This window comes from Chitinispirillales bacterium ANBcel5 (assembly GCA_029688955.1).
Classification (GTDB): domain Bacteria; phylum Fibrobacterota; class Chitinivibrionia; order Chitinivibrionales; family Chitinispirillaceae; genus Cellulosispirillum; species Cellulosispirillum alkaliphilum.
Genome location: JARUKZ010000003.1, coordinates 121,232 through 138,549, shown reverse-complemented (window position 1 = coordinate 138,549; position 17,318 = coordinate 121,232). Strand labels below are relative to the sequence as shown.

8 protein-coding genes are annotated in these 17,318 nt (G+C 43.1%); 6 read left to right on the top strand and 2 right to left on the bottom strand.

Annotated features, from left to right (window positions below):
* Positions 1-102 precede the first annotated feature (102 nt).
* The gene (locus QA601_02720) at positions 103-1,155 is read left to right on the top strand and encodes a CDP-glycerol glycerophosphotransferase family protein (protein MDG5813977.1); all 1,053 of its coding nucleotides are present in this window, start codon (positions 103-105) and stop codon (positions 1,153-1,155) included.
* 102 nt (positions 1,156-1,257) lie between these two features.
* Here the strand turns inward: QA601_02720 and QA601_02715 are convergent, their stop codons facing one another.
* Positions 1,258-3,609, bottom strand: coding sequence for a vitamin B12-dependent ribonucleotide reductase (locus QA601_02715; protein ID MDG5813976.1), 2,352 nt, complete (start codon positions 3,607-3,609; stop codon positions 1,258-1,260).
* A 369-nt stretch (positions 3,610-3,978) separates the two neighbouring features.
* Here QA601_02715 and prfB point away from each other — a divergent pair, with 369 nt between their 5' ends.
* From prfB to QA601_02700, 3 genes are read left to right on the top strand one after another with little or no spacing between them, the layout of a single operon-like run.
* Positions 3,979-4,998 carry a peptide chain release factor 2 gene (gene prfB / locus QA601_02710; protein MDG5813975.1) on the top strand — a complete coding sequence of 340 codons (1,020 nt, stop codon included), beginning with the start codon at positions 3,979-3,981 and terminating at the stop codon, positions 4,996-4,998.
* A gap of 15 nt (positions 4,999-5,013) precedes the next feature.
* Positions 5,014-5,565, top strand: coding sequence for a YkgJ family cysteine cluster protein (locus tag QA601_02705; GenBank protein MDG5813974.1), 552 nt, complete (start codon positions 5,014-5,016; stop codon positions 5,563-5,565).
* Positions 5,562-6,353 carry a Nif3-like dinuclear metal center hexameric protein gene (locus QA601_02700; GenBank protein MDG5813973.1) on the top strand — a complete coding sequence of 264 codons (792 nt, stop codon included), beginning with the start codon at positions 5,562-5,564 and terminating at the stop codon, positions 6,351-6,353. The genes QA601_02705 and QA601_02700 overlap by 4 nt, the downstream gene beginning before the upstream one ends.
* Before the next feature lie 225 nt (positions 6,354-6,578).
* On the opposite strand, the gene QA601_02695 is transcribed toward QA601_02700, so the two are convergent.
* Positions 6,579-6,731, bottom strand: a complete 153-nt coding sequence (locus tag QA601_02695; protein ID MDG5813972.1) for a hypothetical protein — start codon at positions 6,729-6,731, stop codon at positions 6,579-6,581.
* Positions 6,732-7,371: 640 nt separating this feature from the next.
* On the opposite strand from QA601_02695, the gene QA601_02690 reads away from it, so the two are divergent.
* Positions 7,372-12,030 (top strand): hypothetical protein, encoded by a 4,659-nt coding sequence (locus QA601_02690; GenBank protein ID MDG5813971.1) that lies wholly within the window; start codon positions 7,372-7,374, stop codon positions 12,028-12,030.
* A 299-nt stretch (positions 12,031-12,329) separates the two neighbouring features.
* Positions 12,330-16,946: a hypothetical protein gene (locus QA601_02685; protein MDG5813970.1), complete on the top strand. Its 4,617-nt coding sequence runs from the start codon at positions 12,330-12,332 to the stop codon at positions 16,944-16,946.
* Positions 16,947-17,318 lie beyond the last annotated feature (372 nt).

Here is a 17,318-nt window from a genome sequence, read left to right as displayed (position 1 = left end):
TTCAAAGAAGAATTTTGGCGGCTGATTTGTTTTAACCTATACACTGTGATCGTAACTCTTTATATATAATAAAGAAATTAATTTAGTGATTGGAAAATTTAAATGGTACTATCCTATTATTTTATTCGTCCGGTTTATTCCTTTACTTGGAGAGTAATAAAAATCTTTCGTAGGAAGAAAAAAAATATTTTATACTGCGAAGATGCTTTAGATGCAGAGCTATTTAAAAACGTCAGGAAACACCTTGGAAATCTGGATCTTGTGGCAAAGAATAAAAATGTTCTCCAGAAACTTAGGGAACTGGGATACAAAGGCACCGTAATGCCATCATTTCCTGATTCTGTTATTATGTTCCGCAATATGGCATGGAAATTCCCGTGTAAAAAAATCAAAAAGATTGGATTTAAACATGGAATATACAGTTTTAAACGTCAGTCAAAAGCACAGTATTTTAATCTCTTCGATGTTTTCTTTATGACCAGTGATGCCGATCGCAAAGAGGCTGAAAAAATAGGAGTTAAAACTGCAGAAACAATAGGTTGTCCAAAAATTGATGGTGCTTTTGATGGTTCTATTACAAGGGAACAACTTAAAAGTTTAGTTAACACAATAGGTCTCAATCCTTTAAAGAAAACTCTTCTGTTCTCAGCAACATGGGATGGAAGTGGGATGTCGGCGATTGAAAAGTGGTATGACCGCGTCGGCGAATTAAAAGAGAAATATAATATTCTTGTTACTTTACATGTATGGATGAGTGATAAGTATGTTGATGTATTAAAAAATACACCCGGGGTCTATTTGATAAAAGAGTATGAAATTTTAAAATATATTATGATTTCTGATGTTTGCATTGGTGATACAAGCTCAATAATCGCTGAATTTTGTGCTTTAGATAAACCCATTGTAACTTTTACAGTTAAAGACGCTCCACGTGTAGTTAACGAAGTTAAAGAGCTGATAAATAAAATATCTGTTCAGATTAATTCATTTGATGAACTTGAGGCTGCTTTGAGTATTGTAGAGCAAAGAAATGATCATTACTACCAGGCACGTAAGGAAGCTACAAAAACTTTTTTGGGATCACCTGATGGATATGCCGGTCTTCGTGCTGCGCAGAGAATAATCGAACTCGTTCCGGAATTGGCAATAAAATAGAACAAAGGTATTGTTGCAAGGCCAAGACTTTTCAGATTAGACTGGTGTGTTTAATGGTCCAATCAAAGGAAGATCCATTAAACACACATCTGTACTGTTATATTAGCCGCACTTTGAAAAGCCGCAACTTTTACATACAGCACAGCCGCTTTCATGCTCCATGATACCACCACATTCCGGGCACTGTGGGCAAAAGCCCATATCCAGTCCCGAATAGCTTATCTGATTGGTATTGCCGTTTTGATTATTCAAAGCTTTTTCCAGCACCCGTGCAATCGCGTCGGAACACGACAGTACCATCTCCCCGCCATGCCAGGTAGGTATGGGGCAACGGATGCCTCTTAGTTGTTCGATAATAGACTTGGGGTCTATTCCAGCTCGTAAACCAAGGGAAACAAGTCGCGAAACGGCTTCTGCATTGGACGCGGCGCACCCTCCCGATTTCCCCATTTGGGTGAATACTTCGCACAGACCAAAGGTGTCTGAATTTATGTTAACATAAAGCGTTCCGCACCCGGTTTTTGTTTTGAAGGTGTGGCCATGGGTAACGGCAGGTCGTGGTCGGGGTTGAATTGTACCTGCAAGTGTAACGGTGGCTTCAGTGCTGCCGGATTGTCCAGAAGTGATTACCTGATTAACACGGGACCCGTCACGGTAAACGGTTACACCCTTGCAGTTAAGCTTATAAGCGTACCGGAAAACTTCCTCAATCTCTTTGGTGGTAGCTTCATTACGAAAGTTGACCGTTTTAGAGACGGCGTTATCAGTATACTTTTGAAACGCTCCCTGAATTTTTATGTGCCAAATGGGCTCTATATCATGACTGGTCAGAAATACATCCCGTATGCGCCTGGGGATACCATGTATGTTATGAAGGCTACCGGTTTCGGCGAGCATTTTCATAAGCTCATCAGAATAAAAACCCTCTTCCTGTGCTATTCTTTTAAATGCGGGGTGCACTTCAAGAAACTTGTTTCCATCCAATACATTTTTCTGATACGCTATTGCAAAAAGCGGCTCTATACCGCTTGAACAGCCTGCGATCATGCTAATCGTACCCGTAGGAGCAATGGTGGTAACGGTGGCATTGCGCAACTGAAGGCCGTCTTTGGTGTCAAAAACAGATCCTTTAAAGTTAGGGAAGGTACCTCTTTCGTGAGCAAGAAAGGCACTTACCTTATGCGCTTCCTCGTGAATGAATTTCATTAGCTCTTCGGCAAGATCTGCTGCCTGTGGTGAGTTGTAAGGAATAGAAAACTCAATCAGCATGTCGGCGAAACCCATTACACCAAGACCAATTTTTCTATTGCTTTTGGTAACTTTACCGATCTCTTCAAGTGGATATTTGTTTACTTCTATTACATTATCCAGAAACCTGACTGCGGTACAAACGGTTTCGCTGAGTTTAGTGTAATCTACCTCTTTTTTTCCGTTTTTCTCACATACCATGTGCGCCAGATTGATCGACCCAAGATTACAGGACTCATAGGGTAGTAAGGGCTGCTCACCACAGGGATTGGTGCTTTCAATTTTGCCTATATGCGGGGTAGGGTTGGATTCATTGATTCGGTCAAGAAAAACGATCCCCGGCTCACCATTGTTCCAGGCAAGTTCAACAATACGGTTGAAAACTTTTGACGCTTTTAGTCTTCCCTGCTCCTCACCTGTTCTTGGGTTGCGAAGCGTATACTCCTCATCTCTCTCAAGGGCTTCCATAAACTCGTTGGTTAAACCCACCGAAATGTTGAAATTAGAAAGCACGCCATCGGTTGCTTTCAGCTCTATAAAGTCGAGAATTTCAGGATGAGAACAATTAAGGATGCCCATATTGGCACCTCTGCGAGTCCCACCTTGCTTTACCGTCTCGGTAGCCACATCAAACACGCGCATAAAAGAAAGGGGGCCTGAAGAGATGCCTTTGGTTGACTTCACCCGGTCGTTTTTAGGTCTGATGTGGGAAAAGGAGAAACCGGTACCCCCTCCACTTTTGTGGATAAGAGCGGTATTTTTAACGGCAGTGAAAATTTCTTCCATGGAATCGCCTATGGGTAAAACAAAACAGGCGGAGAGTTGCTGAAGCTCCCGTCCTGCATTCATAAGAGTGGGCGAATTGGGGAGAAAATCCATTGCAGCCATTAAATCATAAAACTTTTCGGTCCATAAATCCGTATTACCCTGAGGGTCAAAAAGCAGCTCGGCACTGGCAATGTTTTGTGCTACCCTGAAAAAAAGATCTTCAGCCGATTCTACCACCGTTCCACTGTCATCTTTTTTTAGATAGCGCTTTTCCAGGACTGTTCGGGCGTTGTCACTTATCTGAATAGCTTTTTTGGTTAGCTCTTCACGGAGAGAATCGGTACTGACTGTTGTTTGCTTTGATTCCTTTTTTTTCGAGACAGAAGATTTTACACTTTTTCCGAAATTACCAGTACTGCTGTCAGTTTGGGAGACCATAACTATTGAATACTCCTTCCACCCTGTATTTAATAGATGAAAATTTGGGGTCAGTAATTAAGTATTGGAAATGAATTTTGATTTTAGTTGAGAGTAAAAATACGGTAGATAAATTTTCAAGTCAATAAAAAAAACCGGCACAACCACAAGATACTGTGTAAAGGATCTGTATGGACTCAATAAATTGAGTCAGAACAAGTTTTTAACCAAAAACCCGGAAACAAATTCTGTTTATATCATTAAAGGATGTACTTTTTACTATTTTTACCTGTTTATAGGAAAGAGAGGATATTATGTTAGAAGTTTTGGATTCATCTAAATTAAAGGAATTTAAGGCCCGAATAGAAAACCTACGGGGGTATCTTTGACATCGAGAAGAAAAAGACACTTGTAGAGCAGCTGGAAGCCCAATCGGCCGAAAATGAATTTTGGAATGATGCTGAAGCTGCACAGAAGGTGCTTAAGCAGATAAAAGACGCTCGCAGGGTGATTGAACCCTGGGAAAATGCCTGGCAGGAAGTGCAGTATATAGAGGAGTTGCTGTCGCTTGCAGAGCAGGAACAGGATCAAAGCACTCTTGATGAGCTGAAGGCTCAGGCCGCGGCGCTGGAAAAAGAAATTGAGCACATTGAATTTATTCGCAAACTCAGTGGAGAGGACGATAATTCACCCGCCGTGGTGTCGATTCACAGTGGTGCTGGTGGTACCGAGTCCTGCGACTGGACCGACATGCTCTATAGAATGTACTGCAGGTGGATTGAGCGAAAAGGGTTCAGCTTGACGATACTTGAGCTTTCACCGGGAGAAGAAGCCGGGATAAAGAGTGTGACCATGGAAGTTCAGGGTGATTATGCCTACGGACATCTAAAGGCAGAAACCGGAGTGCATCGATTAGTAAGAATCTCTCCCTTTGACTCCAACGCCCGGCGACACACCTCTTTTTCATCAGTTTACGCATACCCGTTAAGTGATGAAGCAGGTGACTTTGAGATTGATGAAAAAGATATAAGGGTAGACACCTACAGGGCAAGTGGTGCGGGGGGACAGCACGTTAATAAAACCGACAGTGCTGTGCGTATGACCCATATTCCTACAAACATTGTTGTTGCTTGTCAGAGCGAGCGCTCCCAGATTAAAAACCGCTCTTTAGCCATTAAACTGTTGAAGGCGCGGGTGAAGCAGCACTATAAGGAGATCGAAGAGCAGCAGAGGCAGTCTAAAATGACTGAAAAAAAGAAAATTGAGTGGGGAAGTCAGATACGCTCCTATGTCTTGCACCCCTATAATATGGTAAAAGACCATCGCACCGATACCGAAACAAGCAATACCGCAGCTGTTCTGGATGGTGATATCGATAAATTTATCGAATCGTATCTTCTTTCTTTCTAAAAACTGAAGGGATTGATGGTGGGTGAAGAAAGAGTCTGTACTATAGTTGATTGCTCCAGGTGCGGGAGGTGCTGCAGAGAGCCCATTGTACCCGTCACTTACAGAGATGTTTTGAGAATCAGCCGATTTTTAAAACAACCTCCGCAACGATTTGTACGCTTCTTCTCCCCTTCAGAAATGAATTACGATCCGGATGCGCCACTATGGATTCGTTTCAGGTATGGTAAACGGGCCATGGGCCTTAAAAGAGTTAGTGAAAAATGTGTGTTTCTCAGCGGCGATTTTACCTGCTCCGTTTATAAGAATCGCCCGGTAACGTGCAGAAGCTTTCCCCACAGCATTGAACTCAATTCCAAAAACAGGAAAATTGAATCTGTAACTTTGAATAAGATTACTCAATGCAAAGCAAAACCATCACATACCACCGTAGAAAACGATCTGATAAAAATAGCAAAACAAGAGATCAGGGAAGATTCTCACTATTATTCTATTATAGAAAAATGGAACAGTTCCCGTAAAACGGGCGGAGTTAAGCACTTTTTAGCTTTTCTGGGGTTTGAAACATGAAAACAACACCGAATAATTCTGCAGACAATAATTTTGTGAAAAGAGATCACCTTGTATCCTTTCTTGACACTACTTTGGCCACTGGTGCTATAAAGGACGTTTCCCGAAACGGGCTTCAGGTTCAGGGGGGTGAAGAGATACAACGGATTGCATTAACCGTAGACGCCTGCATGGAAGCATACAAACAAGCCGTTGCAAGCGGCTGCCAAATGCTTATTGCCCATCACGGGATTATCTGGGATGGTCTGCGATCAATTACGGGGTCTGTTTACAATCACCTTAAATATTTGTTAGACAACGATTTAAATCTCTATGCCTCTCATCTGCCCCTCGACCTTCACCCATCTCTTGGTAACAACGCAAAACTTGCAGAGATGCTAGGTCTTTTAGCGCTTAAGCCGTTTGGTTGGTATAAGGGGATGCAGATAGGGTTTGAAGGTACCCTTAATGAGCCTGTTTCAATTGATGCAATATCCAGAATTTTAACCAAACATCTGGATTGCAGGGTGTCGATGCTGCCTTTTGGTACTAATAATATTAAGCGGGTTGCTGTGGTATCAGGCGGAGCAGCAGGGGAGCTTCAGGAAGCAATTAATAAGGGGGTCGACCTGTTTATCACCGGCGAATCATCCCATGAAAATTATCACGCTGCGCTGGAAGCAGAGATAAATGTGATCTATTGCGGACATTACCACTCCGAAAAGGGCGGGGTGCGGGCGCTTGGTGAACTGATCACGGAAAAATTTGGTATAGAAACAGTTTTTCTGGATATCCCTACGACAATTTGAATTGTTTCTGCTTAAAATGATGGCACCTGGTTAATCGGGGGAGTAAAACTAACGGCAGAAATGTTAACTCAATGCCTTGGACACTTTTCTCGCGGTTTTTCAGGCCGGACTTTTCTTCGTTTTCCGGCTGGAAGACCGTGGATTGAAGCATCGTTTAGCAAAAAGTCTTCATAACTGCCGATTACACATGTCTCAATAATCACCCTTTTTTAAGAGACATCATCGCTAATCATCAAGGTCAAAATACTTATCATAGAAATTCTCACTAGATAAGACCTCAATATCTATGATAAGGCTTAATATCTCATCTTTCTCTATGATCGTGTCCCTGTTTGGGCGATCGTCGAGCGTTACATAGTGCTCAACTCGTTGATGCATGTAAACCTCCCATCCTGGACAGCAGGCCTTCCGCCACCTTTGCAGTCAACCTGCGTTTAACTGTACTATAATATTGATGGCTATCCAGTGGGGAAACTTCCATCTTTTGCCTCCCATGAAAAATTCGATGTGCTGATAGCTATTATTGTATCCTTTTAAAACTGTTCAGGCAAGGCCGGGCGAAAAAATGTAACAACTAACAAGAGACATTGTTAAACCGATGAGTACACTTTAGAGTACAAAAAGTTCAAAAAGAAACCAATTTCCTTAGGTTTAAGTATATTAAATATAGGGCGTTAGGAAATACTGTGCTGTTTCCGCTTGCTTAAACAATTGTGGAAAGGGGTGCTGGAAATGATTTTTATTGCATGTATTCATTAAAGTAGGTTTATTCAAACCGAAATGGTGAGGCAAAAGAAAGGTGTAAACAAATGTGTGCATTAAACAGTGCTGGAGCAAAGAATGGATTGCTTTTTACACCGGAAATATTTATTATTAAACTGTAGAACTATCTTATATAAAACAGCCAGTTTAAGCGTTTTAGTTGCAGGGTGACTGCGTTTAGGTTACAGGTGTTATTACACTTATACTAATAAAGAACTGTCTATCTATCCCTCTTTAGTAAGGAGTGGCAAAATTTATGTCTGCAAAAAAATCGATCATTTTATTGGTGATTGTTATGATGGCTCAGTTAGCCTTCTCACAAACCATCCTGACAGTGTCTCAGGATGGAGAAGGAATGTTTTCCACTATTTCGGCTGCGTTAGATGCTGCCGGAGAAGGTGCTGTAATAAGAATCTTAGATAATGCGGTCTACGAAGAACAGGTAACAATCGACAGTACCCATAACGGACTGACGCTTACCTCTTCTAACCCGACATCCTCAAGCAGACCGGTTATAATGTGGCAGGATACCGAAAATGTTCATCCAATGAATATAACCGAAGCACAGAATCCCGATATGATAAACTTTGACCGAAACGGGGCACTTCGCGTTTTAAGAGCACGGGGCGTAACCATAGATGGAATAATTGTTGACGGTGGTGGTGCTATGCCCTTTGGGTATCCGGGAGTTTGGAGTGATGGAGGAAATGCTCATCCACTGTTCCATGGAAATTCAGCTATTTGTCTGTGGATATCCGGAAACGTGGTAATCAGAAATTCCGATGCCAGAAATGCTTTCTATGGTATTGCAGTGAAAGACAGAAATGAGGGGGGGATATACGGTAACTCAAACCCTGCAGACATTACACCAGAAAACGTTATACCGCTTTCCGGGTTTGGCAGAACCGGTAATCACCTTATAGAGCACAACCATATCCATGGTAACTCTTGGGGCATATTTATGGAATCGGTGTGGGATCTGGGTTCAACTATAAGATTTAACTTTTTATACAATAACTATCATCAGAGCTCAGATATAGTTTCAGAAGTTCGTGGTCTGGGGGATGGTGATCACAACATGGGTGGTGCCATGACCACAAAAGACCATATACTTTCGCCGCTTGCTATTTATAACAACACATTCCATAATAATTATCTCACTTTTGGAGGCCAATGGCGCTCAGGTGCACAGCATCTTATCTTCAATAATATTTACAGCAGGCCCAGATATCTGTGGGCCGATGGCTATAGTGGAGGAGAATATACTAATCCCTTTCATGCCATGGATCCACTCTACCCTAACCGGATGAAGCATAGTATTTATGCGGCCCAGGCACTGGAACCTGTGTTTGAGGGACGTTACATCGGTACCCCTCCGGGTTGCCGCATGTCAGGTGGTGAGGAAATGGAGGGATATACTCAGGTTCGTTTGATGAATGGAATAGATGGTGGGGCTGTTCAAAGTGGGGCTGTTGTAACTATAGAGTGCGATGATGGATCCGAGGTTGAGGTTCCAACCAACGATTTCATATCACCAGGAGCCCTATTCGCAGCTTCTGCCGGTGACCCATTCCCTGCTTCCGCAAATATCCGTTGGTTTGAAATTCAGAACCATTTTCTCAATACCGATGACCCCACACACCCGGATTTTCTCGTGCCGGACTGGGATCATCCCACAGTAGACTCGATCATTAAAGAAGCAGGGTGGCCCGAAGCCGGAATAGTTAAAGGGGATGGCAGTATCGTCGACATCGGAGCAGCTCAATCGGGTCCTGTACCCACTGTTTTCGGAAGAATCACACCTGTCGCTCCTGTGCTAATAGATGATAATAATTTGGCAAGCCTTGCTTTTGACCTCAATATTCCACCCGAATTCAGTAACCCCAGAATCAAATATCTCAGATTTCTTAGAGATGTGGAATTTGATGACTCATTTGCAAATAATGCGCCGGTAATTGCGGCAAGCGATATTGTAGATATCACTCCACCCTCTACACCCATAAGGGGCGGTGCCAATTCAATAAATGTTCCTGTACAGGGTGTAGGTGACTATGCTTTCTTTGAAATGGTGATCGAGGGTGAAGGACCTAATGGTCAGACTGTAACCACTGATGTAGGATTTCTGCCCTACAGAGAGCTTGATTATCTGTTTGAAGTTCAGGTGCTCGATATGGGTGGTAATGTGCTGGATACGGTCAGAGCAGGTGAGCGGGTACGTTTAAGGCTTGCACCTGTGGATGCTGCTACTGGAAGAAGTTTTACCGAAACCCTTACTGAGGTTGAAGTTAACCTTAATTCAGGTTATACCCTATACAGATGGCCCGGTGAAGGGGAAGAGCCGCAAGATGCGCTTGAGATTTCTCAAATAATAGTTAGTACCCAACCAGAGGTGGTTTTCACCAGAGTTCCCCGGGGTGGTACAGAATATATCTCGGCTACAGCCTCCTGGGTATACGGGGATAGGCAGTTGCCCTTTTTCGGTACTGCTGATGTGGTAATTGCTCCTGGAACTCCGGATAATGTGGTGTTTGAAGACCCTCCATCAACCACCGTTTCTGATGAGGCGCCAACTATCGACCCCGGTTCTTCACGGCAGGTACAAGTCAGAGTCTTTGATAGATTCGGGAATGCAGTGAATGTTGAAGCACCGGTAACAATCGAGAGCCTTAATCCAGAAATCGGTGATATAAGTGGTCCCGCGACAACTACAACTGACCACACCGGAGCGGCATTATTCAATGCTGAAGTTACCAATGGTAATATTAACGACATCTTTACCCTCAGGGCAACATTGACTGCCAATGGAGCCACCGATGATGGACGGTTACGGGTTGGAAGAGCAAGAGACAGGCTTCATATTTTTTACAGCGATACCCTTGCATTTGACGAAAATGCAGAGATCAGGGGTGAAGTTGGTGAAAAAATCCCTGTGGTGATAAGAGCTTACGGAGGTGAGGCAGGGGACTCTTTACTCGAACACAGAGACACAGAGATAGAGATTACTCCGGATCCTGGTGTCGCTGTATTTGCTTCACCAGACGCAACTACCCAGACCCGTATTTTCAATCTTGAAAATGGTCAGGTAAGAGTGTGGATCACCGGAACGAGTGTGGTAGACGGCGCTACTATTTCTGCTGCTCCAACTCAGGATAATACGTTGATTATGGGATTCAGAGATGAAATCTATTTCTCTCAAACTCCAACCCTCGTGGATTACGGTGTTGTCTATGCAGATTCTGGTGATGGGCGGGTAAATAGGATGGAAGTCTATTATTTGGAAGAGTTAGAGGAACTTCCCGATTCTATCGAGTTGTTTTGGCCTGTAAGAGATGAGGACAATGCTGAGGTGCGCAGAGTTGCCACCAGTCAGTATGATATACGGTTGAATGAAGAGAATCCAAAGCATATTACGGTTAGATTTCTCGATCGTTTCCCTCCCGCAATAACTACCTTTTCCGGAGATGATCAGCTTGGAACTCATTTTTATACATCAAAAGACCCTCTTATCGATCCGCCACTGGTCGAAGTAAACCGCTTCAGGGTCATCGATAGCGTGGGGCCAATGATTAGTTCAGGAATAGTTCACGAACGGCTCAGACCCGGAGTCGATACTCTTATCCTTAGATTCACCGAAAGGCTTTCATTATCTACACTTGAAGGTCAGTCTCTGATACTTATAAAGAGCGGAACCGGGGAAGAGTTTACTCTTAACGTGCTTCGTCATATCCCTTATGATGATAATCAATTCAAAGTCGTGGTGGAAGACCTTGGAGATAATGCCCCGGGTGAGGGTGATTTTCTGAAATTTTCAGAAAACGTCATGGACTCCCGTGAAATCCCAGCTCATCCCAATAACACTCCTGTTGAATTGGGGCTAAGGCCTATTCCACCGGAAGTGGATTCAGCCTACTTTTATGACACCAATGCAGATGGTATTGTAAACAGAGTTGAGATTCATTTCAACAAGGATGTTGTTCTTGATAGTGCGGCTTTTACCTGGATTCATAATTCTGAAACAGGCACGTTGTATAGTGACAGGTTCTCTTACGGTGAAACCAATGCAACCGTGATCATCAACATGGTCGATGCCTTTACAGAAAATGTGGCTGATTATACCGATGGTAGAATGACCGGTACACTTCATTTTGAGGGGTTTTCCGAAAAAGTTACTGCGATTGTACGTGACAGAGCAGCCCCTGTAATTACCGAAGCGCGCTATGGACCAGGTCGGGGATTAGGTGAAGGCCTGTTCGCTCCTGATACATTGGTGGTACAATTTAGTGAAATTAGTGAAACACCTTCACATAATCAGCCTTTTGGGTTTATAACACGTGAGGGAGGGCAAGAGGAAGAGTACAGCATGGTTCTGCGCCTCGATTCCGAAAGAGCCGGCCAATACTATTTTCTCGTTGATACAATTCCCGGTGGATTTTATCCAAGAACCGGAGACCTTATTTATATCAACCCTGTTGCACAGATCTCTGACCTGGAAGGTAATTACCAGGAAAATGCTGATAACAAAAGGGTTCCTCTTGAAGTGGGAGCAGTTCCTGTAGAAATTCAGGTCTTTGTAGGACCAAGTCCCTACAAATGGGGTCAATCGGTCAGCCTGCCTGAAAACAGGGGCGAATTTCAGGGGGTACTGTTTAGGATTGACTTCAGAGCGAGAGTCGAAAATATTGACATAGATGTTGATTTGGTGGTGTATGATTATTTGGGTAACGTAGTATTCAGCGAAAATTTAGAACAGGATCCAAACTTAAGCTACATGCTATACGAATGGCAGCACCCCTTGAGAAATCAGAGTGGCCGACATATCGGTGCAGGAACATATATGGCTAAAATACGCGTAGAGGGAGAAGGTGTAGATCCTGAAGACAAAAACCACACCAAGATGTTTTATGTGGATAAGTAGCTAATGAGGGATGAAAGCACAAGAGGGGAGAGACAAGGGTCTCTCCTTTTTTGTTTGAAGGAGTAATGGTGTTAAACAGGTGAGTACATAAAAAACAGTAAGAGCAAGGAATCGATTGCTTTTGCCAAAGAAAAAATTTATATATAATTTAATAGAACAATAGTCATAAAAAGTAGTTGTTTAAAGGTTTAAGTAAGCAGTAAGGTTACATTTTTACTCTGTTTTCAAACCCAAATAAAAAATGTTACTACTATAGACAAGAACTTATTCATCCCTCTTTAAAAGGAGTGGCCATTTTGATGTCTGGAAAAATAACACTACTAGTGATGCTGATTGCATTTTTAGCTCAGTCGGTTTTTTCGCAACAATTAACTGTGTCTCAAACACCGGGGCAAGGGCAGTTTACTTCTATCTCTGCAGCTCTGGAAGCAGCCGGTCGGGGGTATGTAATTGAAATTCTAGACACTGAGGTCTATGAAGAGCAGGTTACTATCGATAGTACTCACCACAATCTGACTCTTAGATCAAGTAATCCTACCGCGTCTAACAGGCCTGTAATAATGTGGCAGGATACAGAAAATGTACACCCAAGAAATGAAGCGGAATCTCGAAATCCGGCAACGATTAATTTCGATGAAAACGGCGCACTCAGAGTATTAAGAGCACGGGGTGTAACCATAGACGGGATAATCGTGGATGGCGGTGGTGCTGCTCCATTCGGCTATCAGGGCGTATGGGAGGGAAGGCATCCGCTGTTTCATGGAAATGCCGCACTGTGTCTTTGGATTGCAGGAAATACGGTTGTAAGAAACTCAGACTTTCGTAATGCCTATTTTGGGATCGCAATAAAAGACAGAAATGAGGGGGGGATATATGGAAACTCAAATCCGGCAGATATCAATCCGGAAAATGTTATCCCACTTGCTCACTTTGGTAGAACAGGAGACCATCTGATAGAAAATAACCGTATCCATAGTAATTCCTGGGGAATATTTATGGAATCGGTATGGGACCTTGGGTCAACCATCAGGTTTAATCTTATCTACAACAATTATCATCAGACCAGTGATATCGTTTCCTTAGTCAGTGGTTTGCCCGATGGTGACAATCAGGCTGGGGGCGCATTTTTTACCAAGGATCACCTTCTTTCACCACTTGCTATTTACAACAATACCTTTCATAACAACTATTTAACATTCGCAGGACACTGGCGTCCTGGCGCACATCACCTGGTATTCAATAACATCTATAGCAGACCAATGCATTACTGGGCCGATGGGTATGGCGGTGACTTTACTAACCCATTTCATGCACTTGATCCGGCATTTGAAAACCGTATGAAACACTCTGTGTATTCTACCATGATAGGAGAACCTGAAATAGGAAGTCGTCATATTCAGATTCCACAGAGTTGCCGACAGCTGGGTGAAGAAATGGATGGTTACACTCAGGTACGCATAATGAATGGTATGGATAATGTTGAAAGAGGAACTGAAGTTACAGTGGAATGTTCTGATGGGTCTGAAATGCAGGTCTCCGCACCTGATTTTATAGAGCCTGGGGCAAGGATTGTACCCAGAACCGCGGGTGGACCATTTCCTTCTTCAGCAAATAATCGTTGGATAGAAATGGAGGATTATTTTCTCTCGCTTGATCCCGATGATCCGCAATTTCTCACTCCTGATTGGGATGATCCGGTTGTTGCTCAGTATATAGTGGAACAGGGATGGCCCGAAGCAAACATTCGTAAAAGCGATGGAACACCTGTGGACATTGGGGCTATTCAGTCTTCACCCAGACAATCTAATATAGCCAGAATAAGGCCTTCCGGACCCGTTAGAGTCGATGATGATAACACTGCTATTCTTCAGTTTATGCTTGATGTTGATGATCCAAGCCAGTTTGCCAACCCAAGAATCGGCTATATCCGCTTTTTAAATGACGTCGAATTTGATGATGATGCGTTTGGTGGTAATGCTACTGCGATAAGCCAGGCTGATATAACAACTGTTGATGTTCCTGATGGAGATATTAGAATCGATCGTAATAACACCATAACCATCAGAAATGTTGCCTCACCGGGTGAATATGCTTTTTTCGAACTGGTGATAGAGGCTGATGGTCCTAATGGTACGGTTACTACAGATGTAGGTTTTCTGCCCTACCGTGAACTTGATTACATGATCACAGTTGACGTACTCGATGGCAGTGGAGAGATTACCGATACCGTGGTGGCTGGTGAACAGGTACAAATCAGATTAACTGCTCAATCAGCAGACGGTGAAAGATTTAGGGAAGATTTAACCGAAGTTGATCTGGGACTTATTTCCGGAAACACAATTTTCAGGCACCCGGGAGACAATTCCATGCCAGTGGAGGAAGTTCGTGTACCGGGTATGCCAAGCGGTATGTTTACGGTGAGCAATGCAACATTCACCGTTAGTGGTAGTGAACTAATACAGGCAAGTGCTGTGTGGGACCACCCTACTCAGGAAGGGGCCTTCGTACTGTTCTACGGTGTAACAGACCTCGTAGTGCTTCCGGGAGAACCGGATCAGATCTCTTTTGAAGCTCCTGCCCCCGGGACAGCTGATATCATAAGACCAGGAGAGCCCTATGATGTCAGAGTTAGGGTACGTGACCGCTTTTTTAATCCTGTGAACGTAGAGGCCCCTGTGTCTATACAAAGCTTAGATCCACAAATTGGGGACCTCGAGGCGCCGACCACTACAACCACAAATGACACCGGTGCCGCGTTTTTCACTGCAATGGTGACTAATGGGGCGCTTAATGATTCTCTAAAGATGAGAGCCACACTCACCACTAATAATGCTACGGGTGATGGTACACTTATCGTAGGGCGTGCAAGCGACCGAATTTGGATCTTCTATGGCGATACACTTGGCTATGATGAAAGTGCGGAGGTCAGGGCAGAGGTCAGTGAAAGAGTTCCTGTGGTTATAAGGGCTCTTAGAGGAGACACTATCCTGGAATTCAGAGATACTGAGTTAGAGCTGATTCCAGATCCTGGTGTCATAGTGTTTGACTCTCCTGATGCATCAACTCCAACCAACACAGTTAGTCTCGAAAATGGAGAGGTGAGGGTTTGGATTACAGGAACCAGTGTAGTGGACAATGCTACTTTGGCAGTTAGACCAACTGTGGACAATACTCTAATCATGAACTTTAGAGAGAATATATTTTTCACTCAGAGTGCTACTGCAATAGACAGGGGTGTTGTTTATGCAGACAATGGCGATGGACGGGTAAACAGAATGGAAGTCTACTATATAAGAGAAGTAGAACAGATGCCTGATTCCATAGCTTTGAGCTGGCCTGCCGCTAACACAAACAGGCGGGTTGCCGGGCAGGATAATATTACCCTAAACCCTGATGATCCAAGGCACCTAACGGTGATCTTTAATGAGCCTTTCCCTGAAAGGATTACATCATTCACTGGGGAAAGGAATTTAGGGGTTCACTACTATAGATCCAAAGACCCGCTTATCGATCCACCACTTGTAGAAGAAATCTCTTTCAATGTGGTCGACAGTGTAGGGCCTATGATTAAAACCGGACTCGTTCATGAGCGACTAAATCCAGGTGTAGACACCTTGCTGTTGACTTTCTCTGAAAGGGTATCCTTAAGTTCACTTGAAGGTCAGTCGCTTACATTGATTAAAGCAGATAATGATGAGATATCACTTACTGTTTTATCAGTTATACCTCAGGGGGACATATTTAAACTCGTTGTCAGGGATGAGGGAGAGAATGCTCCTAAAGAGGGAGATCTCTTGAGATTTGCAGGAGATGTGGAAGACTCCCGCGGTGTTCCTATTCATCCGGAAAATGAACCCATCGTTCTTGGTCTTCGACCAGTACCTCCGGTTATCCAGTCTGCATTCTATTACGATAGTAACGCAAATGGTATAGTCGACCGGGCCGCGCTTCACTTTGATAAGAATGTAGTATTGGATCAGATGACAGCAGAATTTAGCTGGGTTCAAAGCACAAAAACTGGTCTCTTAGACCACAGTAGGTTCTCCTTTGGTGAGGATAGCTCAATTGTGCTGGTTAATCTAAATGGGGCATTCAATAAAGAATTGGATGATGTTACCTCTGGGCTTATGGAAGTAACTCTTAATTTTCTTGGCTTTGAGGATGGTGTAAATGCAACAGTTAGAGATAGAGCCGCTCCGGTAATTAAGTCTGCTACCTACAAAATCGGTGACTTTATCGAAAATGATAATAGCTTTGCGCAGGATACTTTACTCGTAGTTTTCAGCGAACCTATAGAAGTTCCTTCACACAATGAACCGTTTAGCTTTATAACTGAAGAAAATGGTGTAAGTACTGAGTACTTGTTAGAATTAAGGTTTTTCCGCCAAAGGGGAGATGAATATGTTTTTGTCGTTGAATCTGAGGATGCCTTTCCCAATGTTGGGGATCTGATTTACATTAACCCCGTGGCAAGTGTAGGCGATCTTGAAGGAAACGAACAGGAAAATCCAAATAATAAGAGAGTTGAACTCCAAATCGTCTCCGAAATTCACTTTAGCGCAGATGTAGGACCAAGCCCTTATGCTTGGGGAAGTAGTGTTGTACTTCCTCAGGGCGCGGGTGAATTTAGAGGCATCTTATTTAGAGCAGATTTCAGATCAAGAATCTCAGATGCTAATTTTTCAGTGGATCTTACTGTGTATGATTACAATGGGAATGTTGTTGTGAAGGAAAGCATGGAGGAATGGGATTCAGGAACATTTTTCACCTATAAATGGGAGCATCCGATTAGTAATAGAAGTGGAAGGCATGTAAGTGAGGGTACATACCTAGCTCATTTCAGAGCCCATTACACACAAGATGGTGCAAGGAGAACAGATAGTGAGAAGAAGTTGTTCTCTATTATAAAGAACTAAAATAAAAAACAAGGGGAGTAATACTACTCCCCTTGTTTAGTATCTTATCACGCCCGAAGAATTCTTACAGTAGTTTTCATCCCAACTAACACAATCTCTCAAAACCATGGTACTTGTACTCTTTTAGGCGTACCATCGGTAAAAACACTTACGTTACAAAAAAACATAAGGTAAAAAAGTAAAACTTTCGATGTGGTAGCGTGTATACCGTATAGAACATGATTTTAGGTACTAAGGTTATAGAATGTTTTATGCTAAGTTTACCTACATTACTGCATAGTTTTTTGCCTTATCTATGCTCTAATATTGCTATCTTCATTTTAGGAAGTTAGCTCTTTGTTGACAGAGTGTTTGGCGCGAGGAGTTTGGTAT